Origin of the sequence: Aliikangiella marina, from assembly GCF_007004765.1 — a bacterium.
Lineage (GTDB): Bacteria > Pseudomonadota > Gammaproteobacteria > Enterobacterales > Kangiellaceae > Aliikangiella > Aliikangiella marina.
The window spans coordinates 374,285-399,461 of the sequence record NZ_VIKR01000002.1 but is presented as its reverse complement, the minus strand read 5'-3'; the positions used below and the strand labels follow the sequence as shown (position 1 = coordinate 399,461).

21 protein-coding genes are annotated in these 25,177 nt (G+C 42.3%); 11 read left to right on the top strand and 10 right to left on the bottom strand.

All coding sequences use genetic code 11. The features are described from left to right. Positions 1 to 224 precede the first annotated feature (224 nt). Positions 225 to 875 carry a TorF family putative porin gene (locus tag FLL45_RS08040; protein ID WP_142941520.1) on the top strand — a complete coding sequence of 217 codons (651 nt, stop codon included), beginning with the start codon at positions 225 to 227 and terminating at the stop codon, positions 873 to 875. Between the two features lie 79 nt (positions 876 to 954). On the opposite strand, the gene glnE is transcribed toward FLL45_RS08040, so the two are convergent. Continuing rightward, complete coding sequence (gene glnE / locus FLL45_RS08035) at positions 955 to 3,873, bottom strand: bifunctional [glutamate--ammonia ligase]-adenylyl-L-tyrosine phosphorylase/[glutamate--ammonia-ligase] adenylyltransferase (protein ID WP_142941519.1); 2,919 nt, start codon at positions 3,871 to 3,873, stop codon at positions 955 to 957. A 112-nt stretch (positions 3,874 to 3,985) separates the two neighbouring features. Between glnE and FLL45_RS08030 the strand changes: the two genes are divergently transcribed. The 5 genes from FLL45_RS08030 (at position 3,986) to FLL45_RS08010 (ending at position 7,581) form a co-directional block, all read left to right on the top strand. Then, positions 3,986 to 4,213, top strand: coding sequence for a hypothetical protein (locus tag FLL45_RS08030; RefSeq protein WP_185964379.1), 228 nt, complete (start codon positions 3,986 to 3,988; stop codon positions 4,211 to 4,213). A 42-nt stretch (positions 4,214 to 4,255) separates the two neighbouring features. Beyond that, the gene (locus FLL45_RS08025) at positions 4,256 to 4,843 is read left to right on the top strand and encodes a LemA family protein (RefSeq protein ID WP_142941517.1); all 588 of its coding nucleotides are present in this window, start codon (positions 4,256 to 4,258) and stop codon (positions 4,841 to 4,843) included. Between the two features lie 64 nt (positions 4,844 to 4,907). Further along, complete coding sequence (locus FLL45_RS08020; protein WP_142941516.1) at positions 4,908 to 6,794, top strand: M48 family metallopeptidase; 1,887 nt, start codon at positions 4,908 to 4,910, stop codon at positions 6,792 to 6,794. A 69-nt stretch (positions 6,795 to 6,863) separates the two neighbouring features. Then, positions 6,864 to 7,196: a DUF7693 family protein gene (locus FLL45_RS08015; protein ID WP_142941515.1), complete on the top strand. Its 333-nt coding sequence runs from the start codon at positions 6,864 to 6,866 to the stop codon at positions 7,194 to 7,196. Between the two features lie 178 nt (positions 7,197 to 7,374). Beyond that, the gene (locus FLL45_RS08010; RefSeq protein WP_142941514.1) at positions 7,375 to 7,581 is read left to right on the top strand and encodes a hypothetical protein; all 207 of its coding nucleotides are present in this window, start codon (positions 7,375 to 7,377) and stop codon (positions 7,579 to 7,581) included. Here FLL45_RS08010 and FLL45_RS08005 read toward each other — a convergent pair. Both FLL45_RS08005 and putA read right to left on the bottom strand, forming a co-directional pair. Further along, a complete protein-coding gene (locus FLL45_RS08005) occupies positions 7,578 to 9,026 on the bottom strand; it encodes an NOL1/NOP2/sun family putative RNA methylase (RefSeq protein WP_142941513.1) in 1,449 nt (482 codons plus the stop codon). The genes FLL45_RS08010 and FLL45_RS08005 overlap by 4 nt on opposite strands. A gap of 128 nt (positions 9,027 to 9,154) precedes the next feature. Continuing rightward, a complete protein-coding gene (gene putA / locus FLL45_RS08000; protein ID WP_142941512.1) occupies positions 9,155 to 12,958 on the bottom strand; it encodes a bifunctional proline dehydrogenase/L-glutamate gamma-semialdehyde dehydrogenase PutA in 3,804 nt (1,267 codons plus the stop codon). Between the two features lie 177 nt (positions 12,959 to 13,135). Between putA and FLL45_RS07995 the strand changes: the two genes are divergently transcribed. After that, entirely contained in the window at positions 13,136 to 13,642 is a 507-nt protein-coding gene (locus FLL45_RS07995; protein WP_142941511.1) for a winged helix-turn-helix transcriptional regulator, read from the top strand. 22 nt (positions 13,643 to 13,664) lie between these two features. Here the strand turns inward: FLL45_RS07995 and FLL45_RS07990 are convergent, their stop codons facing one another. Continuing rightward, complete coding sequence (locus FLL45_RS07990; RefSeq protein ID WP_142941510.1) at positions 13,665 to 14,324, bottom strand: TIGR04211 family SH3 domain-containing protein; 660 nt, start codon at positions 14,322 to 14,324, stop codon at positions 13,665 to 13,667. A 375-nt stretch (positions 14,325 to 14,699) separates the two neighbouring features. Here FLL45_RS07990 and FLL45_RS07985 point away from each other — a divergent pair, with 375 nt between their 5' ends. From FLL45_RS07985 to FLL45_RS07975, 3 genes are read left to right on the top strand one after another with little or no spacing between them, the layout of a single operon-like run. Further along, positions 14,700 to 16,208, top strand: coding sequence for a CYTH and CHAD domain-containing protein (locus FLL45_RS07985; RefSeq protein WP_142941509.1), 1,509 nt, complete (start codon positions 14,700 to 14,702; stop codon positions 16,206 to 16,208). A gap of 37 nt (positions 16,209 to 16,245) precedes the next feature. Continuing rightward, positions 16,246 to 16,821: an RNA 2',3'-cyclic phosphodiesterase gene (gene thpR / locus FLL45_RS07980; protein WP_185964378.1), complete on the top strand. Its 576-nt coding sequence runs from the start codon at positions 16,246 to 16,248 to the stop codon at positions 16,819 to 16,821. 2 nt (positions 16,822 to 16,823) lie between these two features. After that, a complete protein-coding gene (locus FLL45_RS07975) occupies positions 16,824 to 17,789 on the top strand; it encodes a M20/M25/M40 family metallo-hydrolase (RefSeq protein WP_142941507.1) in 966 nt (321 codons plus the stop codon). A gap of 10 nt (positions 17,790 to 17,799) precedes the next feature. Here FLL45_RS07975 and FLL45_RS07970 read toward each other — a convergent pair whose 3' ends face one another. The 4 genes from FLL45_RS07970 to FLL45_RS07955 all read right to left on the bottom strand — a co-directional run bounded on the left by FLL45_RS07970 (position 17,800) and on the right by FLL45_RS07955 (position 22,743). Continuing rightward, positions 17,800 to 18,363 carry a dihydrofolate reductase family protein gene (locus tag FLL45_RS07970; protein WP_142941506.1) on the bottom strand — a complete coding sequence of 188 codons (564 nt, stop codon included), beginning with the start codon at positions 18,361 to 18,363 and terminating at the stop codon, positions 17,800 to 17,802. 141 nt (positions 18,364 to 18,504) lie between these two features. Further along, positions 18,505 to 19,236 (bottom strand): hypothetical protein, encoded by a 732-nt coding sequence (locus FLL45_RS07965; protein WP_142941505.1) that lies wholly within the window; start codon positions 19,234 to 19,236, stop codon positions 18,505 to 18,507. Positions 19,237 to 19,321: 85 nt separating this feature from the next. Further along, on the bottom strand, positions 19,322 to 21,145 hold the full coding sequence (locus tag FLL45_RS07960) for an alkaline phosphatase family protein (RefSeq protein WP_142941504.1): 1,824 nt from the start codon (positions 21,143 to 21,145) through the stop codon (positions 19,322 to 19,324). 14 nt (positions 21,146 to 21,159) lie between these two features. After that, positions 21,160 to 22,743 carry an alkaline phosphatase gene (locus tag FLL45_RS07955; RefSeq protein ID WP_142941503.1) on the bottom strand — a complete coding sequence of 528 codons (1,584 nt, stop codon included), beginning with the start codon at positions 22,741 to 22,743 and terminating at the stop codon, positions 21,160 to 21,162. A gap of 561 nt (positions 22,744 to 23,304) precedes the next feature. Between FLL45_RS07955 and FLL45_RS07950 the strand changes: the two genes are divergently transcribed. Then, positions 23,305 to 24,006, top strand: a complete 702-nt coding sequence (locus FLL45_RS07950) for a type III secretion system effector protein (RefSeq protein ID WP_142941502.1) — start codon at positions 23,305 to 23,307, stop codon at positions 24,004 to 24,006. Between the two features lie 18 nt (positions 24,007 to 24,024). Here the strand turns inward: FLL45_RS07950 and FLL45_RS07945 are convergent, their stop codons facing one another. Both FLL45_RS07945 and FLL45_RS07940 read right to left on the bottom strand, forming a co-directional pair. Next, complete coding sequence (locus tag FLL45_RS07945) at positions 24,025 to 24,423, bottom strand: c-type cytochrome (RefSeq protein WP_185964377.1); 399 nt, start codon at positions 24,421 to 24,423, stop codon at positions 24,025 to 24,027. A gap of 191 nt (positions 24,424 to 24,614) precedes the next feature. Beyond that, the gene (locus FLL45_RS07940) at positions 24,615 to 25,043 is read right to left on the bottom strand and encodes a hypothetical protein (RefSeq protein ID WP_142941500.1); all 429 of its coding nucleotides are present in this window, start codon (positions 25,041 to 25,043) and stop codon (positions 24,615 to 24,617) included. Positions 25,044 to 25,177 lie beyond the last annotated feature (134 nt).

Genomic DNA, 25,177 nt, shown 5'->3' with positions numbered 1-25,177 from the left:
CGTTAATAAAATACAGTGTTCCTTAATAGGTACTGTTTGAACATTAAAAGTTATCAATCAAAAGCGTCGTCTAGAGCAACGGTTCTAGACGACACTCAATAAAAAAAACATTAATAACAACAATAAAAATAAAACAATAAAAATATTAAAAGCGAAAAAAAGTGAATAGTTAAAATTCAAAAAATTCGACATTAAATATAAAGGACCAAAAAGGAGATTTAACAATGAAACTAACAACTAAAATAATTCCGATTGCCGCCGCGACCATTATGATTGGCCACGTTGATGTAGCCAGAAGTGCAGGTTTTAGTACCGAGTTTAGTACCACACCAACCAGCCAATACATTTGGCGGGGTTTTGATCTCAACCAAGAAAACGCAGCGCTTCAAGGTGATGTAACCGTCAGTCATGAAACAGGTTTTTGGTTTGGAGCTTGGGCATCAAATTATGACGTTGGCGTCGATGATGGTGTTGAAATCGACTTAATGGCAGGCTATGACTTTGCCGTAAGTGACTTGGTTTCATTGGGTGTCGGTGTGACTGAATATACCTTTACCGGTGATACCAGTTCCAGTACCGAATACTATGCTTCCGTTTCCGTCGGTCAATTTAGTTTAACCTACTATGATGACGTCGACTTAGATGCAACTTATCTCTCTCTCGATGCCGAGTTTGCATTAACCGACGAATTCTCACTGATTTTGCATACAGGTGAATATGATGTTACCGGTGTTGGAGATAACACCGATTGGGCCATCGGCACCAGCTATGCAGCCTCTGAAAGTCTCTCTTTATGGGCGACTTACAGTGATAACGAATTAGATGTGGAAGGTGCAGAAGATTACCTGGTTATTGGTGCCAGTTTTAGCTTCTAGCATTTTTCTTGTCTAATATTTCCTTCTCACGTTTTGGCGGGACATGTCCCGCCCTTTTTTTTTACCCTATTCCCCTTCATTAATCCGCAGTATTTAAGTAAGTTTTCCAGATTTTTTGTACAGTCCGTCGTTCGCGCTCAAACTGTTCTTCACCGATAAAATTACCACCACTAGTCAATGCCATCTCATTGAGCCGATTACGAAATAGCCGATAAATTTTTACTAGCTCGCGTGCTTCTTCACTCTTGAGTAACGCTTCTCGTCCGGCAAACTTTAAACATTCGCTCGTACTGTGCGGAATAATCGCTTCTCCTTGATAGGCCAAGCAAGCAAACTGAGCCAAGAATTCAATATCAACTAAGCCACCGGGTGATTGTTTTAAATCAACTTTTCCTGATTGTTTGGCTTCCAATTGGTCGCGCATTTTATGACGCATATCACTAACATCTTTTTGCAGTTGCTCTCTGTCTCTTAACTGATGCAATGTGTTCGATCTCGCTTGAGCAAATTCATTCGCGACATTCGGATCACCTGCAACATAACGTGCACGAATTAAGGCTTGATGCTCCCAAGTCCAGGCTGATTCCATTTGGTACTCGCGATACGAATCAATGTGACTGACCAGAAGTCCTGAACTGCCAGAGGGCCGCAAGCGCATATCAACTTCATACAACAACCCTAAATTAGTTCGCGTTGAAAGGAAGTGAATGAGCTTTTGCGCCAAGCGAGTATAAAACCGGCTATTATTGAGTGATCGAGCCCCATCTGTACTACCATCAATTGGACGATTAAACAGAAAGACTAAATCCAAATCAGAGCCAAACCCGAGCTCTATGCCGCCGAGCTTGCCATAACCAATAACCGCAAATCCATAATTATTCTCTAATGAATCTACTGCATTGTTTAATTTCTCGGGCTCTCCATATCTTTCTTTCATCATGCGCCAACATTGATCTACACAAGCTTGAAGTATGACCTCCGCTAATTGGGTTAAATAGCGCGAAACTTGTGAAATACTTAGCCGCTCAGCAAGCAATGCTGCTGCTACTCGCAACTCATTAATTTGCTTAAAAGCTCTTAATGCATCAAGTAGCTCTTCTTCATCCTTTAAATCAATGCGAAGCAGCGCTTGTTGGAGTTCTGATTGTAAGTCAGTTATTTGCAGGGGCGCATACAAACTGTTTGGATAAAGTAGCTCGTCAAACAAAACAGGATAGGCTGATAGTCGCGCTACCATCCACTCACTTTGTCCAGCGAGATCGACTAAATGTTGTAATATGGGCGGGTTCTCACTGAGCAATTCAAGATACGCCGTGCGCTTAAGAACCGCGCGAATGACTCTGAGCAAACGAATTAACGTGATATTGGGTTGTTGGGTTTTCAAACAAGCCGCCAGCAACGCGGGGAAGAAAGTTTTTAGGCGTTTAGCGCCTCTCGTTGATAAATTGACGACGGCGGACTCCTGATTAAAGGCTTCAATTTTTTTGATAAAATCAGTTAGGTTTTCCAAAGAATATTGGTCACCCTTTCCTTCACGATTTGAATCCTCAGGGTCGCTCGCCAGCAACTGACTTCGCAAGCTTTGTGCGGTTAGATCTCCGTGCGCTAATGCGGCATAAAAATCTTCGGTTTCCGCGCCCTGTTGTCGTTCTTCACCTAAGATCCCATTAAAATGATGATTGACTAATTGCTGGACTCTACTCAACTCATTGAGCAAATCACTCCAGCTGGAACACCGCATTACTTCTGCCAGTATCTGCTGTTCTTTATTGTCGGTTGGCAATGTCTGAGTTTGTTTTTCTGCAAGCTCCTGAATGCAATGCTCTAGGCGGCGTAAAAAACGGTAGGCTGCAAGTAACTCGACTTGAACTGTCTCAGGTAATAGCTTTGCCTCAACTAATATCGGTAAAACTTTAAATACGTTCTTTTCTCGTAATCGCTTGTCTCTTCCACCTTGAATTAGTTGCAACGATTGAGCAATAAACTCAACTTCTCTAATACCGCCAGCCCCTAACTTGATGTTGTCAGTCAGCCCTTTACGTCTCACTTCTCGTTGAATCATTTCCTTCATACTGCGAATAGAATCGATGACGCCGTAGTCAATATAGCGCCTAAATGAAAATGGTCGGATGATGTCATCTAACGCTTTTTTATCAATGGCTTCACCGGTAAGGACTCTTGAGCGCAGCATCGCAAATCGCTCCCACTCACGACCTTGTTCTTGATAGTATTCTTCGGCTTGGGCCAAGGACATCACCAAAGCCCCCGACTCGCCATAGGGACGAAGCCGCATATCAACCCTGAACACAAAGCCATCAGCAGTCACTTCATCTAAAACTCGGATTAGCTGAGTGCTCACACGACGAAAAAAACGTGAGTTATCGGTTGTTCTTGCATCGCCTTGTGTTGTGCCTTCTTCGGGATACAAGAAAATCAAATCGACATCAGAGGAAAAATTTAACTCATGTCCGCCCAGTTTGCCCATGGCTATTATCAGTAAATGAAGACGGCGACCGTGAGCGTCACAAGGAACACCAAATTGTTGCGTGTGATGTTGATAGCCCCAATGATAGGCACCGGAAATTAATGTATCCGCTAATATTGATATTCGGAAACTGCTCGACTCAATGGGAAGAACATTGTTTAACTCTAAGACCGCAATAGCTGCACTGTGAGCCATTCGAAACTCTCGTATACGAGTCATGTATTGAGACTCAGAATCAAGCGTATCCGCAACATGATCTCGATATAGTGCCGGCATTTCAAGAACAATCACCTCATCTTGATGAGTAAAATGCCAATGAAGCGCCTCACAAAATAAAGATTGATGATGAATGGCCACTCGGCGAACAAACTCGCTCCACCCATAAGCGCTTACAATAAAATGGAATACATCGGGTGATAACATCGTTTGCATTGATAAGAGCGATTCTTGCCACTCTTGCGGTATATCTTTCGGTAGCTTAGTTAACGGAGCAACCGAGTCATCGTTGGCCATAAAGTCTCACTTTTTGAGAAATAGAGTCACTATAGTATAGTAATGAGCTATAGGTAGGATGATACATCGCTCTAACAATCAGTTAAATAGCGAATATAGGAATAAGAGGACTATGAGAATGCACGTATTTGAAATGGTCGTGATAATTACCGTCGTGGTACTTGTCGCTGGACTGATTAAAGATTGGATGAAAAAAAATCAAACACCACCGGTCGACTTATCCCCCATTGAAGACAGACTCGCTAAGCTTGAAGCTTTACAAGAACGTGTTGAAGTTCTTGAAAAAATCGTTACTGACAAAAATTATGACTTACGTTCAGAAATCGACAATTTGCGCTAAACTTTAATTGGTAATAAAAACAATATTCCCAGGGAGAATAGAATGGAACTTTGGATTTTCATCGGTATCGCGGTACTTCTGGTATTCTACATCATCAGCATATACAACAAACTGGTGGCTTATCGTAATCGCTTTAAAAATGCTTTTGCGCAAATCGATGTTCAACTCACACGCCGCTATGACCTGATCCCTAATTTGGTTGAAACCGCGAAAGGTTACATGAAACACGAATCAGAGACTCTCGAAGCGGTCATTGCCGCTAGAAACGCTGCCGCCGATGCTAACAAAAAGGCTTCTCAACATCCGGAGGACGCATCATCCATTCAAGGGCTTGCGGCAGCAGAAACAATGCTTACCGGATCGCTCGGAAAATTCTTTGCTTTATCGGAGGCTTACCCAGATCTTAAAGCAAACACTACCATGAATAACCTAATGGAAGAGTTAACCTCTACAGAAAACAAAGTCTCTTTCGCTCGTCAAGCATTTAACGATAGCGTGATGCAATACAACACCTTAAGGGAACAGTTCCCGAGTAACCTCGTGGCTAATAACTTTGGATTTACCGCCGCGGAACTGCTTGAAATAGAAGATCCAGCCGCCAAGAAACCTGTGAAGGTTTCCTTCAGCTAGTTATTAGCGAGTGGATTTTTTTAGCCTACAAGATAAAGCTCGTTCACAGACAAAAAAGCTGTTTATGCTTTTTTGTCTGGCCGTTCTGCTGATTATTATATCGCTTAATCTAGTTGTCTACTTTGCCTTTAGCTGGTTAGCCGTGGAACCAATTCCCTTAGCTTTGTGGCTAAAACAACCTTACTGGTTATTTGTTACTGGCGGTATTGTTCTCGTCATCGCGATAACCAGCTTTGTCAGAAGTTGGCAGTTAAAGTCTACGCCTGACGCCGTTGCTAAAATGGTCAACGCAACGCCAATATCGGTACATAGCAAAGATCCTAAAGAGCAACAACTGATCAATGTCGTCGAGGAAATGTCGATCGCTTCCGGCACGCCCATGCCTAAAGTCTTTGTGATGAGAGAAGAACCTGCGATGAATGCTTTCGTTGCCGGCCTCTCGACAGAAAATATTGTTCTAGTTGTTACTCAAGGATTACTTGAAAACTTGAGCCGACAAGAACTGCAAGGTGTTATCGCTCACGAATATAGTCATGTATTCCATGGAGATATGCAAATTAATGTCAAATTGATTGGAATTCTGGCGGGAATTTTAGTGATAGGTCAACTTGGCTATTTCATTTTAAGAGTTGGTTCAAGCGGTCGCAGCAGTAACTCAAAAGGAAACGCGCTGCCCGTTTTTGCGATTGGCGCTGGGCTTTTTATTATAGGCTACATTGGCTTATTCTTTGGACGCTTGATCAAGGCCGCTATCTCACGACAAAGAGAGTTCTTAGCCGACGCATCTGCAGTTCAATATACTCGAGATAGGCAAGGCATTTGTGGTGCACTCCATAAAATCGCTAACAACGCGAGTGGAACCTTACTAGCGAACAAAAAAGCTGAAGAAATGAGTCATATGTGTTTCGGACAAGCGGTCAAACTCAGCTTTAAAGGCTTATTGGCAACTCATCCACCTATTGACGAGCGAATCAAAGCGATAGATCCTCAGTTTAAGTATGTTCCTTCAGCGGTTGAACGAGTTGATACCCATGAAGAAAGCGCTGATGCGTTTAGTAAAACATCGGCATTCTCCGCATTTGTATCACAACAAATTGGCCAGCCTAACAACCCTAAAGATAAAAAGTCAGACGTCAAAATTCCTAAAACACATATCATGAAAAGCGTGGGAGCGATATCACCAAAACATCTAGATGTTACTCATCAGCTTTTTAACAAGACACCGAATAAACTACTTAATATTGCAAGAGGAAATCACGAGTCCATCAGTAATCGCGATCTGATTTTTGCTCTCCTACTCCTTGAACAAGAAAGTCATTCGAATGCTAAGTTGGCCAAACTTTTTAAAGATAAGGATAACTTTGAGGCCATCCAATCGCTTAGCCAACAACTCAGTAGCCTCAGTTATAGTCAACACTATCTACTACTCGAAGTTGCGCTATCACGATTTGATGAGCTATTAGATTCTGAAAAACAAGTGTTTATTCTCGAGCTCAATACCGCGATTCAGCATGATGGCGAAGTGACGCTGACCGAATTTATGATTTATGCCAGCTGTGCAAGAAGAAGCTTAAACTTAACAAAACCTAACAAACAATTTTCACGTTTTAATTTAATCGCTAACGATATAGCCTTGTTTGTTAGTTTATTATTTCGACAAAGTAATTTTGATGAAAAAACTCAGGTTGAATCCTTTAAAAAACAAATGAAGATTATGGGTATGCCGCAAGCCCAGTTTACGGTTTCAGATTTTCAAGCACAACCTATCGCAAATGCGCTGAATAGAATAAGTAATCTACATCCTCTGTTGAAAAAAGACTTTTTAGAATTGTGTGTTGATATTGTTGAACAAGATGGGAAGATCAACCAAAAGAAGTATGAGTTAATTCGATTACTGGGTGAATATCTTGGCTGCCCATTCCCAATCTTCGACGCAAAGTTGGTCGCATGATTCCAGCGTTTGATTTATACAGGATACGAAAATCATTAATCGCAACTTTTATTTAATCAGTACTGTTCAATGCTAAAAGATCAAGTAGATACATTAGAAGTCGTGTCTTTGCTAAAACAGATTATTCATGAAGATCTTACACTTACATTTTCACCTGGCTATTCATGGGGTGGTAAATATATGACTTCTACTGAAATTCATTGTGATAAAGGAACGGTTTTATTTTTTATCGATGCCAACGAGTTAGATTATGTCGATTTTGTCAGATTAGCGGATGGGCGGGAAGGAGAATTTGACTTCTGGAACAACGCCGAAAATACCGGTTGTAAAAATCCGCTAACATTCCTCACTGAAAGCGAAATTAAAGTCCTTATCAATAAGCTAGATAGGGCGATAAGTTAGCGTCAGTCTAGCTCTTATTAGCTCATCTTTTATCACTCAGATCAATAATCAAAATTTTTACTTAACGAACGATCGCAAGCCAAAAACCAGCGATCGTTTTACATATTTTGATTATTCAGATTAGATTCAGCAAAAGGTTTTATACTGAGTGTAAGATTAAAAGCTTTAGGTTATAGCGATGAAACAACAGGAATCAAGAAACTTACTTGCACTGCTGCAACATGCCGCGGCCTATGATTTGACTGACTCTCAACGTAAACAGGCCACGCGAATTCTTAAATCTTTGCCCAGTAACAGTAATCTGTTTACCATTACTAATAGACTGCGTGTATTTACCAGCTTGACGATATTCGCATTAATGGTAGAACAATCAATACGTGGCTAACCTTGATAGTTATCTTTGACAAGTTCTCTTGGATAGCCATTTTTAATTTTATTTTTTTGCTTTTGCGCTATACCGATAACTTTCTTTTGGTAAAACATTAATACTTCTCCATCACGGCAATCGCAATTGTCGAGATGAAGGCTCTGCCCTTTTACAAACTCGACAAAGTCAGGCTTAGTTAACTCAACAATCTGATCAGTTGCGGCCTGGCCAAAACAATAAGCAAACTCGTGAGTGCTCCGAATTTTATTAGGATAAACTTCAGCGATTTTCATTCCCGCACGATTCACTTTCATGTACGCATTCACTTCACCTATTGCTTGCGGGAAAATCCAGACTTCTTTTTGTCGTTTTAATAACTGAAATCCGTCGGGTTCAATATCAATACCAAATTGCGCTTGATAATACTCCCGGAGCCTTAGTTTTTCTTTTTTCGTGAGTTTTTCAAAAGGCGACTTAAATTGGGCGAGTGGACTTTCACTGGGTTGCGACTCTGCCGGTTTGCCTATGCACGCGACAAAAAATCCCTCGCTGTCGTAAAGGTGTGGCAATACATGTAAATAACCTTCTGCAATTAACGAACGTTCCGCACCTTCAAATAAATGCTTAAGGTTGATCACTTTTGCATCGGTATTTGCTCGCAAAAATTCAACGATAGCCTGATTTTCTTCAACTGATAGTGTACAAGTCGAGTAAACTAATCGTCCACCAGGTTTTAGCGATTGGTAAGCTGATAGTATCAGCGCTTTTTGCAGCTCTCCTATTTCTTTGACCTTAGCCAAACTCCAATTTTCGAGTGCGTGAATATCTTTACGCACGGTTCCTTCGCCACCGCAAGGCGCATCAAGCAGAATATAGTCGAATAGTCCAGGGACAAAATCGGCAAACTTACGACCATCATGATGAGACATTGCGGCGTTGAAAATACCGCATCTCACAAGATTATTGTGCAGACTCTTTAAACGGCTAGCAGACAATTCATTAGCGACTACTAGACCTTGATTATTAAGCATTGCCGCCAATTGGGTCGTCTTAGAACCCGGCGCAGCGGCCATATCCAATACTAATGGGGCGGCGAGCTTATTATCACCGAGTAGAGCCACCGACGGTAACATAGAGCTTGCTTCTTGAATATAAAAAAGGCCTTGAACATGCTCGGGTGTGTTACCCAAGGCAGTATTTTCGGATAGACTACTCTCATCAACCCAAAAGCCTTCTTTGCACCAAGGAATAGCCGTCAATTGCCATTGGTGACGAGCAGCTAGTTCGCGAAACTCTTCGACGGAATATTTTAGTGTGTTTACCCTGACACTCTTCCTTAAGCCCCGGCCGCACGCATCTAAAAACGCCTTTTCATCTGCTTGTGAGAGAAAAGTCTGTTTCGCATGCGCTAAATAAGCGGGGTTTATTTTACCGCCAGATGCAAGTTTGAGTAAGTCACTCATAATCGATAGCCGAAACGTTTTTTAAAATTATAACAAAAAGATTGCTACCTGAGAGTTTCTTACTATTTTTAAAAGAAGCTCCCAGGTTATTACCGAACGGCTAAAAACGAACTAGCCATTATGTGTGACTATTCATCATCCTCATTTAAAGTCATTAGCGAAGTGTTACCACCCGAAGCAGTCGTATCGATGCTTACCGTCTTTTCAGTTAACAAACGATTGATTAACGTGTCGTAGTATTCGCTCGAAATTACTGGCAATATCGCCCCGACTCGCGCCGCTAGTTCGGTTTTCACAAACTCTCGTCTTTCGCAAGCGGAACCAATGACTGCACCAGCCAAATGTTCATGCTCTAAAATCACTTTCAAATGACTTAACTTTGCCACTTGCAAGACGCCTGGACTGACGCCTGTTTCTAAAAATTTGTTTTTAAACGCCACCGCTTCTTTGTGGAAATGATCGGACACGACAGTGATCACCGTGTTGCCGGCAGCAAGCGCGGTAACTATTGATATTACCCAAAAATTAACCGATGTATCTTTGTCGGCATAACAAACTACGCAACCTCTTGGTTCGTTATAAAGCATGTTCGATTCGCCTGTCGGTCCAGGCAACATTTTGGGTGCGCTGAGTTTTTTCTCGATACGTAGCAATTGATTGCGTGCATCACTGAGAGTACGCTCTAAATTATCCGCCAACTCTTCAAGGTTATCGACAGTAGCAATCTTAGCAATTAACTGTCTAACAAGAGAAATCCTATCGTTGAGCGGCTTTGCTCGCCATGACTTTTCATCAGCGATTGAGTTTTTCATCAACACACTAACTTCAGCCTTTACTTGTTCATTCACAGAAAACTCAATAAGGTCAGCTTTCTCGTTAGTCGCTTGAATATTATCGGGCGAAGCTTTCTCTCGGACTAATCGCGTTAAGTAAGTCGGACCACCTGCTTTGGGTCCCGTCCCGGATAATCCGCGACCACCAAAAGGTTGAACGCCGACTACTGCACCAATCATATTACGATTGATATAAACGTTACCAGCTCGTGACATTCTCGCCAAGTAATCAGCACGCTCTTCGATGCGACTATGAATCCCCATGGTTAGACCAAACCCAGTACTGTTGACTTGATCGATCACGTCATCTAATTGCGTTCCATCAAAACGAATCACATGTACACAAGGACCAAACACCTCGTCACGTAGTTTATCGATACTCGATATTTCATATAACCTTGGCGCAAAAAAGTAATGACCGGTATCGCCCATATCGGGCGTGTCACATTGGTAAACTAACTCGCCTTTGTCCTTCATGTATTCGACATGTTCATTCAAAACATCAAACGCTTTTTGATCGATTACGGGGCCGATATCAGTCGACAACTGGGCCGGATCGCCAACGTGTAATTCTTGCATCGCACCTTTCAACATAGTCACGACTTTATCCGCAATTTCTTTTTGAACAAATAGGACTCGCAATGCAGAGCAGCGTTGACCCGCGCTCTGAAAACCAGAAGAAATAACATCATCGACCACTTGCTCAGGTAATGCGGTTGAATCCACAATCATACAATTTTGGCCTCCGGTTTCAGCAATTAACGGCACCTGTTCGCCCTCTCGTTCAGCCAGCGTTTGTGCTATCAATGTGCCGGTGTCCGTTGACCCGGTAAACATCACCGCTTTAATTCTTTCGTCAGGAATAATAACTTTGCCAACTTTGCTACCTCGTGCCACAACCGCTTGAACAACATGCTCAGGTATTCCCACTGACTGCATCAGCTCAATCGTACGAAGAGCGATCAGCGTGGTTTGTTCAGCAGGTTTAGCAATTACCGTATTACCTGTCACCATTGCTGCAGATACTTGGCCTAAGAAAATTGCCAAGGGGAAATTCCAAGGGCTTACGCAGAGCACAACCCCTCTTGCTTCGAACCGATCATCTTTCGCGAGTTCTTCTGCTCTTGCTGCGTAGTAACGACAAAAGTCGACTGCTTCGCGTACTTCGTCGATTCCGTCTTGCGCAACTTTACCTGCTTCTTTCATACACAAGGCGATAAGTTCATCACGATGGCGCTCTAAAATATCCGCTGTTTTTCGCAATAACTCGGCTCGAATTTTCACATCGGTCGTTGACCAATCTGTAAACGCTCGATCGGCTTTCTCAATCAACGTTTTCATTTCTTCATCAGACTGATGGGTAATATAACCAATCACTTCATCATGATTTGCAGGATTGATGACAGGCTTTGAACCTTCCGGCACTGCAGATTTATCGATCAAATGATTCGCCAACCATTTATCTAAATTATCTTTCATTGGAGTGATAAGATTAATATCGGTCAGGTCGAGTCCTTTTGAGTTATTACGCTCATCACCATACAACGCTATCGGTAGCTCAATCTGCTGGTTGAATTTTGATTTTACTCCCTGAATTTTTTCGACCGGATCAGGCAATAACGACTCGACAGGCTTTGATTCGTCAACGATAGCGTTGACAAAAGATGAATTTGCACCATTTTCTAACAAGCGGCGGACTAAGTAAGCGAGCAAATCCTCATGCTGACCGACCGGCGCATAAACGCGACATTGGATCTTATCTTGAGTCACGATTTGATCATAAAGCGACTCACCCATTCCGTGTAATCGCTGAAACTCAAATCCCTCAGTATCACCTTCTGCCATTTCAATAATGGTTGCCGCAGTGTAGGCGTTGTGAGTGGCGAATTGAGGAAAAATAGTATCCCGATATTGCATGAGTTTTATTGCACAAGCTTTATAAGAGACGTCTGTGGCAGCTTTGCGGGTAAAAACAGGAAAGTGGGGTAAACCATCTTTTTGCGCATTCTTAATTTCAGTGTCCCAATAAGCGCCTTTGACCAGCCGAACCATCATTTTACGACCAACTTTTTCTGTCAATTGACGCAGCCAATCAATCACAAAAATTGCCCGCTTTTGATAGGCTTGCACCGCCAACCCAAATCCAGTCCAGTCGCCTAAATCCGGATCAGAAAAAACCGCCTCAATGATGTCGAGAGAAATATCTAATCGTTCCGACTCTTCCGCATCAACTGTAAACCCGATGTCATAACTTTTGGCCGCGAGCGCCAACTCTTTTAATTTTGGGATAAGCTCGTTAATCACCCTTTCACGGTGAGTAAATTCATAACGAGGGTGGATCGCCGATAGTTTTACCGAAATGCCGGGGCTCTTAATCGGACCACGTCCATTTGCCGCTTTACCAATAGCATGAATGGCCACCATGTAGCTATCAAAGTAACGCTGAGCATCGGCCATCGTTCGCGCTCCCTCGCCGAGCATATCGTAAGAATAAGCATAACCTTTGCGTTCTTTTTCGACTGCCCGATCAACGGCTTCGGTAATGGTTCTGCCCATAACAAATTGCTTACCCATGATCTTCATCGCAAACTGGACCGATTTGCGGATGACTGGCTCACCTAATCGGCCGACAGTTCGCTTGAGGATCCCAAATTGATCTTCTTGGTTCTTATCTGAGTAATTGACCATCTTTCCGGTGACCAACAACCCCCATGAAGAAGCATTAACAAAGAGCGAGTCGCTATTCCCAAGGTGAGAACTCCAGTCTCCCTTGGCGAGCTTATCCCGGATCAGACTATCTTGAGTTTCGTCGTCAGGTACCCGAAGCAGCGCCTCCGCGAGACACATCAGCACGACCCCTTCTTCTGAAGACAGAGAGAACTCATTCAACAGAGCATCGATTCCGCCTTGGCCATGCTGATCGTTACGAATATTCACCACCATTTGGCGAGCCCGTTCCCAAGCCCTGCTGCGTGCACTCACCCCGACTTCAGCCAAGGGTAAAATGTGATCCACAACCGTTTCTTCGTCAATACGATAAAAATCGCGGATTTTTTGACGAATAGGACAAGCAGTGACCAACGAGCCTTCAAACAACATGGTGAGATCCTCAGGTTATACAGTATAAAATTCTGTGATTTATAATAATGGCGCGAATTTTATATAAAAAACAGCAGAATGTGCTGGTTTATTTTGGATTAATACCGTAAATTAGCCGGTAAATGCGGTATTTTACCGTAGAATATACTGAGAATTTTTCAAAGTACACTTGCAACTATGGCCCAAAACAACCGCTCCAACAAAACTCGTCCGCTCGACAAAATCGACTTACTCATTTTAGATGCTTTACAAAAGAATAGCCGCATTTCCAATGTGAATTTAGCGAAGTTAGTGAACTTAAGCGCAAGCCCGTGTTTAGACCGGGTTAAGCGCCTGGAAGCGGACGGTTATATCGAGCGATATGGGGCTAAATTGAGCGCTAGTCGCCTAAAATTTGGACTTACCGCGTATGTTGAAGTCACCCTCGATAAATCAACGTCCGATGTTTTTGATAGTTTTGCGGAAGACGTTCAGAAAATTGAACAAATCGCTGAATGTGACATGGTTGCAGGCGGCTTTGATTACTTACTCAAAATTCGTATTTCAGATATGGCCGAATACCGCTCGGTACTCGGTGAAGTTGTTGATATTCCGGGAGTCGCGAAAAACAGAACCTTTGTCGTCATCGAAAAAATAAAGGAAGACCTTGGTCTTCCCTTAATATCACGCTCCGAAAAGCTCTAGTTTCAATGGTCAAAGAGGGGGATTAACTCCAACCGTTGCCGCGACGTTTACCGCCTAACTTGCTAAATACCCAGCCAAGAAACATCCCGCCAATAATCACGATAGCACCGGCAAAAAACATCTCGCTATAAAACCCGCGTTTGTAGAGTTGGCTCTTCTGATTTATTTGTTCCAGCTCATTTTCGAGTTTGGCCACTTTGCCCTGGAGCTCTTCATTAATCGTCTTCATGGGCGTAAGGTCGGTGATCTGTCTTTCAAGCGACGCGACTTTTTCGACGTGTTGGTCCTCCATGGCTTTGATCTTTTGTAACGCTGATGCAAGCAAATGCTTTGAGGTTTCATTGCGCGTTAGAAACTGGTTCTCTATCCAAAACTCTCGCCCTGTCACATCCCTCACTTGGGTGAATCCAGTTTCATCATTCACTTGAATCACCTCGAGTTTGGTGTGGGGTGGTATCGGCGGTAACACTCGATATTCTTTTGTTGGCCCAGTTCTTATCCACACTAAATTTTGGTTGTCATCGACATAAACAGTCTCGGCGTAACTGGTTTCTGAATGCAAACTGCTTAATATTAAAAATGCGAGGAGGAGGATTAATTTATTTGGTTTCATATTGTTTTGACTTTCATGTGTTGGCTTTGGCGTTTTCGCTTTTGGGTTATCATTCTTATGTAAAAGCATTCTGCGCTTGTATCGTTTTATTAACAATCGACCCGTGCTTGTTTGTTTTCCGTGTCGATTCTGTCCAATCGCTTCTATTCTATTGATTCTATTCTATTGATTCTGTTCAATCGCTTCGGGCGCACTTTGTTTTCCTAACATGCTCGGGTTTTCCTAACATGCTCGGGTTTTCCTATCATGCTCGGCGGCTTAAAGCCGGCACAGTTCAAGCAAAACCGCCTATCACAGGCATTCTACGCAATACCCTCGTTGAATTAAACCAACCTTGATCACGTTTTTAACATTTTTAATCACCGCTCTATTAATGCACCAGTGATGACAAAAGCTCAGATGAGTGGTTAAATAACGCGGTCTGATAAAAAAAGGTTTGACGCTATGCCAAGCGAACTCGAGTTAAAACTCGATGCAACTCCAGAAAAATTAAATAAAATCAGAGAGTTAAGTTTTCCAGGGGCCGAGTCACAAAGTGATTGGGAGACTCAACATCTAGGTAATGTCTATTACGATACCGCACATTATAAGTTGCGTGAGATGGATATTGGCATGCGCATTCGCCAAATCGGCGACAACTATCTGCAAAACGTTAAATCTTCGGGAAAAATCATTGGTGGATTACACCAGCAAAATGAAGATGAAGTGACCCTAGAATCGAATCAACTTGATATCTCTAAAATTACTGAGCCTTACTTACAGATTTTGGTTGAAGAAGCTCAAGAAGAAGACGGCGAATTCCAACCTATATTCAATACCGATTTTGAGAGAAGTCAGTGCTTGCTAACTTTTTCAGACGGGACAGAAATTGAAGTTGCCTTAGACGCTGGCACCATCACTACCGATAAAGACACTGTCCAAGTGTGTGAAGTCGAGCTCGAATTAAAAAGCGGCAGTGCCGAATATATCTTTGCGATTGGGCGCTATTTAATCAAAGACTTTGATCTCAAATTATCAAATGCCAGCAAGGCTCGTCGTGGTTACGCTTTGCGCCGCGACTTGGCGACTAAATTCAATTCAATGCAGGTTAACGACTTTAGCCAGGGGGTTGAATCAGAAAAAGCCTTTGAGCAAATTTGCTTCTCGGCGTTACGCCACTGGCAGTTTTACGAGCTATTTCTTGATAAAGAAAACGCCCACTCGGCAATATTGGAAATGTATCGAGCACTTATTTACATCCAACACATGTATATGGTGTTCGGGGTTTTAATCCCCCGCCAAGCCACACAAGACTTGAGAAACAATTGGAACTGGTTAGCCGGTGCTATGAGACCAATTGTTGATGCAGCAAAACATCAAAGATACCTCAATCGTTATTTAAAACAAAAAGCCGATTGGGACTTGGTAGAGCACCAAACCGCTAAGATCAAATCAGAGGTGGTTGATGCCATTAATGAGTTCAAAGCGCTTCTGGCAACTCAACGATACAACTTGATGATGCTTAACATGTCGGAGTGGCTTTACTTCAAAGAATGGCGAGGCTTTATCCCCGAAAAAGAGCAAGATAAGTTAAAAACGCCCATCATCGAATTTGCGCGCATACAGCTAGACCACATGTTAAAAGATCTAAAGCGCGACCTCGGCCCAAAGGTATCCTTGGAATATAAAGATTACTTCAAACTCATCGCCAAAATACGCAGAGCATTGGACACAGGTCTGTTTTTTGGTGGTTTATTCGACTCTCAAAAACGCCAAGCTTACCGTCAGCCGTGGGTTGAAATACTCGATGGTATTCGTGAATTACAAATGAATAACTATATTTTCGAACTTCAGTTAGAAACCCACGATCGGCAAGAAACCGAAGAATGGTTAGAAAAACGTAACCTTCCAGTACTTGATGCAATCGCCGCAACAAGAAAATCCGCATTTAAAAGTAACCCTTATTGGGGTTAACGCGTCTTGTTAGAAAATAATGGTTAAGGGAAATCATTTGCGGTTGTTTTTCGCGATAGAGCTTGAGCCTAATATCAAGTCAAAACTACTCACTATTCAAGATCGCGTTCTTGATGTAAACGGCACGGCGGTTCCGGGAGAAAACTTTCACATCACGCTTAGCTTTCTGGGCAAAGTCGCCGAGCGAGAGCTTGAATCAATTTTAGATGGTTTAAGCGTTTCGTTGCATGCCGGCGAGGCATTTAGCGATGTTCAAGTCTCACCATTTAGCGTTACCTTGAATCAGCTGACATACTGGCCAAAACCTAAAATTATTGCCGCCTTGATCGATGATCAAAGCCAAGGTTTGGGCCGGTTAAAAAAATCAATTGAAAGTGTTTTGACGAGTATCGGACATTTTCAATTTGATCGCAAAAGTTATAAGCCGCATGTTACCTTGTTCCGCCATGTTGACGAACCACCGAAACACTTAGCAGATCTTGAATTAACAGTCGCTGTTAAACGGTTTAGTCTTCTGGAGTCGGTTCAAGGCCGCCACGGCGTTAATTACCACATGATTGAATCCTGGCCATTGAAACAGTCGAGTATTAAGCAGCAACTATTAGGTCTTTAACAGTGGTAAAAATTCGTTTTCTGGTTATTTTAACCTGTTTAATAGGTGGAGGGTGTGCCAATACTCGCCCGCCATGCAACGCAACATTAAATCTAAATCATACCATTAATCATCAACAACTACTCAGCGATTTAAGGACCTTGTCCGCCGCTGAAATGCAAGGCAGAAAGCCGACCACAGAGGGGAGCCGCCTCGCTCAAGACTATATTACTAGCCGCTTTCAACAAGCCGGATTAGAAACATTTGCCGGCACATATCGATCGCATTTTAAGTTTCGAAAAGGTGGTAGCCAAATCGGTACTAACTTAATCGGCTACAAGCGCGGTGAAGAAAAACCCGACGAGTATATTGTGCTCACTGCACATTACGACCATTTGGGTAAGAAAGGTCGAGTGATTTATTATGGCGCTGATGATAATGCTTCAGGCGTTTCGGCAATCTTGGCGATTGCTGACTACTTAAAAGATAAAAAAACGAAACACTCGGTTATTTTCTTGGCTACCGACGCAGAAGAGTACGGGTTATTTGGCTCAAAAGCATTTGTTAAAAACCCGCCTGTGCAACTCTCACAAATCAAGCTCAACCTCAACTTTGATATGATTGGGCAAGGTGGCGCGAGTAAGTTGTTATATGTTGCCGGAACCAAAAAAAATCCTCAGCTAAAACCGGTAGTAAGACAACTACAACAATCGACTTCCGTTTGTTTGCAAATTGGTCATGAAGTCAGAAAAAAACTACGTGGTACGATCATGGGCGGTTTAGACTGGCAGAAAGCAAGCGATCATGCGCCATTCTCAGAGAAGGATATACCTTACCTATACTTTGGTGTTGATTTACACCGCCACTATCATCAACAAACCGATACCTTTGAAAGCATCGACCAAGGGTTTTATATGGCGACAACCGAAACCCTTCTGGATGCATTTAAGCGCATTGATGGGCAACTACAAGAATTGCTAACTCAATGATTTTAATCGCCTAATTATTAATATTTTTGGTGCGTCGAACAAAGCGATAATAATTCTGCACGAAACCGCTAGCGTAAGGCTTTGAATTAACAAGCCGCAAAGGTATGTCTTCAGGCGCTTCAGCAAAGAGTGGTAACCCGCGACCAATCAGCACAGGGACTTGGGTGATAATAATTTCGTCCATCAAGCCAGCTCGAATAAAAGACTGGATACAGAGCGAACCTTCTAAAGCAACTTTGGGAACTTGAAAATGTTGCAACTCAACAGCCAATAATTCTATCTTACCACCATAAACATCGATCTTGTTGGCAAAGTCTGCTGGTGGTTTAGTGAGCTTACGGCTGAGAACAATGACTTGCTTGCCTTGATACGGCCATTCACTATATTTTGCCGCGCGTTCAAAACTACTCCTGCCCATAACAACGCAACTAATCGTATCCATATAAGCATGGTAGCCATAGTCTTCGCCTGTTTGATTTTTTGCAGCTCGCTCAAGCCAATCAATTTTGCCATCTAACCGTGCAATGTATCCATCAAGGCTGGAGGCGATAAAAGCGGAAAAAATAATATCCATAAAGTCCCAGTATTACCAAATTTGTTTTTGTATTAGCAGTCGCTATTAATTGCTACTGGTTAATACTACTACAAAATTGGTAATACCGTAAAAAACCTTCATCAGGCGTGAGCGATATAGTCATTCAAATTCAACGGCTTGCTAATGGGAGTGCCCATGGTGCTTTGCCCGTTTTTTTCGTATCGGCTCAGCAACCTCGGCACTGACAAATCCTAAATTAATCATTTTCGTCAAAAAAGGATCTGATTCATTATCCCCGATATCGGCAAAATCAGTCGTTCGATAACTATGTTTTTGTTTAAAAAATTGGTTCACTTTTTTTGCATCTGACTCGACTGATGTTAACGCCCATTTAATTAAATGTGAGTCGGTTTTAACTTCATAGTATTTAGGAAGCTTATAAGCCGACGACCAAAGCAACTTATTCGAAATATTTTTGTCCTCAAGTCGATATTCAGTCAACCGTTGACACCCTTCATTTTGCTCGTTTAACTTTTTCATCTGTTTAATTTTAGCCGGCGAAAGTATTTGGTACTTAGTCTGCCAGTTTGCTTTTCGGTCTTCGACTTCAAGTTCTGTGGGCTGATATTCAATCCCATGTTGGTATCGATCAAAATATCGAATGGGCCGCACGGTTCCATTTGAAACTTTGTTCCAAATTTCGGTAACTTGCTTGTCCAGATGTTGATAGGCGACTTCGGAATTCTTGCGCCAAAACACAATAGATTTTTTTTCTAGTTGTTGATGCGGCTGATTAATGCGCTCAACGGTAATTTGATACTCCGCTTTCAATAAGTTGATATTATCGTCACATTGAGCATTCACCAGCATCGGTAATGCAATGATAATCAGCGAAATAATTTTAGTTTTCATGAATCACTCCCTATGACAAAAGCGTACCCTGGGGTACGCTTTTGCATTTTTCTATACGAACATTTTCAAATCAATTTATTCTTACTTAATCTAGAACAGCATTGGCTTTAGCGACTAGATCACCAGCGTAATCCATTACATGAAATACAACACTTTGCTCGTTAGTACCTACCACTAAGTTTGCTCCTGGTCCGGTTGCATAAATTGCCACATCTTCACCCGCATGAGTTTCAGATGATAATGGAACCAATGACTCTTGGTGAAAACCTGGGGTTTCAGTGTCTATAGCCGACAAATCAACTCGTCCTGTGACGATGCTATTGCTGTAGCCTTCATCAGCGTTAGTTTCATCACCTAAGTCTTTGAAACCTCTGCCGTTGGTATAACCCAAGGTAGTGTATGGCATATCATCTGACGCTAGTGACGGTTCTGTACCGCCGACTGGAACGACTTTACCCAGAATAGGATTCCCCCGTTTTGGATATCCCGCTATCGTAAACACATGACTGTGGTCGGCAGTTACAATGATTAGCGTTTCTTCAGGGTTGGTACTGTCATAAGCAGCTTGAACCGCCTTCGCAAATTCGATTGTATCGGTCATCGCATTGTAAGCACTGCCCGCATGATGACCATGATCGATACGACCAGATTCAACCATTAAGAAAAAACCTTCATCATTGTTATCTAAGATATTGATAGCTTTCTCTGTCATTTCACTAATCGATGGTTCACCGGCAACATCATTGTGACGATCAGCTTCATATTGCATGTGCGACTCATTGAACAGTCCCAAGACTTTTTCAGTGGTTTCAGTGTTAAGAGCATCAAACCCCACCTGATCAAAGATATATTCTCCTGCCGCGTAATTTGCCTGCCACTCGGCCGTCAAATCACGACCATCAGTTCGATCGCCTTCAACTGCACTAACCGCATCTGGTGAATTAAATGCCGCGTCGTTTGGCAAAAAGTGACGACGCCCTCCACCAAATACCACCTCAATACCATCAACATCTAATCCCGCAAAACGAGTTTCCAAATTGGCTTCAAAGTTAATCAGTTGATCTGCAATATCGACACAGCCATCAGTAATCGCTTGTGCTGGCATATCTGACACATCTTCCCAGTTTCTATCAGCAGATTTAGCATAGGTTGCTGCTGGAGTCGCGTGAGTAATTCGCGCTGTTGAAACGACACCGGTTGATTTCCCGGCGATTTCAGCAAGCTCTAGGGCTGAAACTAACTCATTACCCGTGACAGAAGAACAATCGCTGCGAGAAACCGCTTCTGCAACGCCAATAACACCCACATCAGTTTTAACGCCTGACATCATCGCTGTCATGGTTCCTGCTGAGTCGGGGGTCTGAGCATCCACGTTGTATGTCTTGGCTAGGCCGGCAAAAGGAAATTTATCAAAAGATAATTCATTCTCTTCGCCCATCATTCCTTTGTTTTGCCCTTCAAGAATTCTAGATGCTGTAACAGTCGAAACACCCATCCCATCACCAACAAACAAAATAATGTTCTTAGCTGAACCTCGTTCGCGAATGACTTCTTCAACACTTTGCTGAGTTTTTTCAAGCTTGTAAGCAGCATCCATAAACCAAGCATTATTGGTATTATTTAATATTTCATTCGCAGCGATTTGATTGATCGCCGGGTTGCATACAAATTGCGTATCGCTAACTTCTCCACTTTCTAAAGTGGCGTTACCGTTAGCATCAATCCCCGTGTCAATTTGGATACCACCATTGCGACATTCATCGTTACCGATGGCGAGGGGGGTTTGCACGATAAGACTGCTTAATCCGTCGTTCCCATTGGCTCCGTCTTGACCATCTTTACCATCATCTACACAACCACTCAGTCCAAGTGCAGACACAACTAATAATGAAACTATTGATTTATTCATTGTTTTAACTCCCTCTATTCTGCAACTAAACCAAGTGCACGATTTATGACGTGAAAGACCATATTTTGTTCAATGGTCCCCTGAACCAAGTAGGCGCCAGGTCCTTTTGCATGGAGAGTGATATCTTCACCCGCATGAGTTTCTGAACTTGTTGGCACGGTTGTCTCTTGGTGAAAGCCGCTAGCGGTTGTATCAACAGCAGTCAAATCAACACGCCCTGCTAGAGAGTCTTCGGAGTAGGCAACATCCGCATTTGTCTCGCTTCCTAAATCGCGGAAACCGCGACCGTTGGTGTAACCGAGTGTTGTATAGGGGAGTCCATCACTCGCCAGGTAAGGTTCGCTCTCTCCGACTCGGACCACTTTACCCAAAATGGGGTTGCCGCGCTTTGGATAGCCGCCAATTGTAAACACGTGACTGTGATCGGCAGTCACTAGGATTAAAGTTTCCGCGGGATCTGTCGCATCCATTGCAGCTTGAACCGCTTCAGCAAACTCAATCGTGTCAGTGAGCGCATTGTATGCAGACCCAGCATGATGGCCGTGATCGATTCGGCCACTCTCTACCATGAGAAAAAAACCTTTTTCGTTGTTATCCAAAATATCAATGGCTTTGGCTGTCATTTGTGACAACGATGGTTCGCCAGCGATATCATTCGTTCGGTCAGCTTCGTATTGCATGTGAGATTCGTTAAACAACCCAAAAACACGTTCGGTGTTAGCTGGATCGATTGCGTCGAATCCAATTTGATCCATCACATACACACCATTTTCATATTTATCTTGCCATTCTGCAGTCAAGTCACGAGCATCAGTTCTATCACCCTCGACACTGCTTACAGCATCAGCGCTATTGAACGCTTCATCGCGCGGCAAAAAGTGTCGACGACCACCGCCCATGACAACCTCAATACCATCGATGTCAGTACCAAGAAATCTTGCTTCAACATTTTCTTCAAAGTTAATTAATTGATCGGCAATATCCTTACAACCTCCTGTCACAGCGGCCTCAGGCATATCCGATACGTCTTCCCAGTTTCTGTCTGCAGACTTTGCGTAAGTTGCTGCTGGGGTCGCATGAGTTATTCTTGCAGTGGAAATAACCCCAGTAGACAAGCCTTTAATTTCTGCCAACTCTAGTGCGGTCACAACTTCATTACCATTTACAGTAGCGCAGTCACCACGTTCGATATCTTCATCAACACCTATCACACCAACATCTGTTTTTAACCCAGACATCATTGCCGTCATCGTGCCTGCTGAATCAGGCGTTTGAGCATCGACGTTATAAGTTTTTACCAAAGCGGTATTTTGAAAGTTTTCAAAACTTAACAATCCTTCCTCGCCAGCGTTACCTGCTAACTGGCCTTGCAAAATTCTTGAAGCAGTAAGCGTCGATACGCCCATACCATCACCAACGAAGAGGATGACATTCTTTGCTCTTGGAGCATTGGATATCATTTGTTTACCAGCGATTGAGGCTTGTCCACTGACAAACCATGAGCTTTGTGTTTGGACATCGGGTAGTACCGCAGAATGACCAGTAGCAGCAAAAGCAGCCATCACAAAACTCGACAGAAATGTCGTTTTAAGTTTCATGAGTTTTCTTCCTTATTTTTTATAGCAATTATTTATATTTGATTAATTTATTTGAATGAATCCCCGACAGCGTTATCGCAAATTGAGACGCGTTGAGAATTGGCAAGAAGGGTAGAAAAAAATTGTGTCGAAACGATTGCTTTTTAATGACATAAAAATGACTGAGTCACAATCAATCAATATTTATCAAAAATAAGTCGACCAAACCGTTTTAAGTAAGAATTTTTTTGTCATCGAATATTTACGTCACTGTCACATAAGGTTCAAAAAAATAACATCACATTATTGAACTAATACTTTTTCGAAAAAATAGCGAGGAGAAAAGCCTGATCCATAGCATTATTTTGTTAACCACTTTTTAAATTTTACCAAACAATATAATTGACTAACCCCCGCAGAATACTTTTTAGATTATGTTTTTAGGCGTAATCTATAAAAATAATAATCGAACCTAATGCCAATTAGGGTCGAGAAAATAAGTTACCAGCCTCATTTATCGGCGACTCTGCGAAATTTGAACTAGACTTATAGTGTGATGTTTAAATAAGGCGGTTGTTTTCTATGTTTAAGCATAATATTTTGCTAATTGTTGCAAAGCGAAATTGTTTACTGACACTTTTACCGTTAGTGTTGACCTTTTTCTCACTTTTTTCATCTTATTCGCTTGCAAATAGAGCCATAGAGCCGCCCCATAATGCTAAAAAAGAATCCTATTTTTACGCACCCAACATCCTAATTCACGTCGATAACTTCGGCCAGGCCATTAAGCTTTTTAAATGGTTAGACTTAATCAAGTTGACGAATATCGGTCACCAAACGTTACAATCGATCGATTCGAGTGGGCATCAGCTAGTTATCTATCATAGCGACTCCGCACTACTTTCAGCCGGTGTTACCGGTGCTCCCCTCTCGAGTAATTTGACTAATGGTAAAGGAGAAAGTGTTTATATTAAGTTTTATCTTAATATGGAGTTTGCTGGGAGCAACTGCGTTATGGGAAAGAGTGGGAAATATATTAAGTTTTCTGCTATCGAAAACCTTTTTCATGAACTGGTTCATGCTAAACATAAAATGAATGGCACTTGGTTATACTTCGACTCTGAAGGCCAGGCTATTCGTGAAGAGAATAAATTTAGAAAAGAGTGGTCTATCTATCGCTCTACTGAAGTCGCGCTGCGTTCTGAGTACGGCGACCGAGGAGACGTCAAATTTAATAGAAATAATCGATGTGTTACGCGATTCTCTCAACTCGAAAATAACTAGCTCTTGGCCCATGGGTTGCTATCGACTGGCTAAAGTATCATTAATAATGATCTGAGCGCTTTTTTGCGCAATATTGCGAGAAATCGTTAGATAATCAACCAGAAATGCTATTTCTGCTTTAGAAAGATTATTTTTCCAGGCGGGCATTTCGGAGCCTTCCACGCCCTCGGTAATTTTTTTAATCAAAAAATCTCGTGATTTATTGCGCAGTTTACCAGGAAGTAGTGGCGGCCCAACATTCCCCCTAAGCCATTTGCCGTGACATGAACCACAGTCTTTTTTCAGTAACTCAATAAGCGCTTTCTTTCGCTCGATGGTTAAAACCTCTTCGGCTGAAACATGGAATCCTTGAATGCCGAAGATTGAAAAAGCGAATAAGTAAACTAAACCGTTCCATTTTTTAAATAGCTGTTTCAACTTTATCACCATTAAACAGAGTAAAGGAAATCGATCTTAATTATATTGAATCATGCTTCTCCTGAATTGACCTGGATCAGGGCTCAACCGGACAATAAACAAAGGACAATCGGTGTATTGATAAATTCCAACCTGCCTTTTGGTTCGAACCAAGATGAGTCGGGTAATTGAACCATGATCGCGATAGCGAGCTACAGCTCTAATTTAACTTTCATGTGATGGTACTGAAAACAAGCGATCGTTGCGTGATAAAAGAAATAGCTGAAAATTATGATTAAACCAATACCGGTATAGGTATCAGAAGTCGCGATAGCAAATAATTTTGAGCCAATGAAATAAGCTAGCATTATCGCCGCCGCAAAGCGGTTGTGTTTATAAACACCGAGTGCCAGGCAATAAATAAACAAAACCTCTACGGCTTTAATGAGACTGAATGAGGCAGACTCTTTGAGAAGATTAGTCACCAATAAAATCAATAATAAAGTTGCATAGGCAATAGCAGCGATCCATCCGTTACGAATTTTCTTGGCGATCGATCGTTTTTTTAAACGGCGGCTATCAGGGAATAACTCCGACTGTGGCGCTTGATAAATTGTATCGTCGCTTTTAGGTTGCTCCATTGCTTTTTAGCCTTTAAATTTTTAATTCTTGTGGTCGGATTGGGATAGTGATCCTAATTGCACTGGCTGGTAAAAACAATCCCACCAAATAAAATGAGTTTTATCAAAGTCTGTTTTTAAAAACTCGGTAAAAA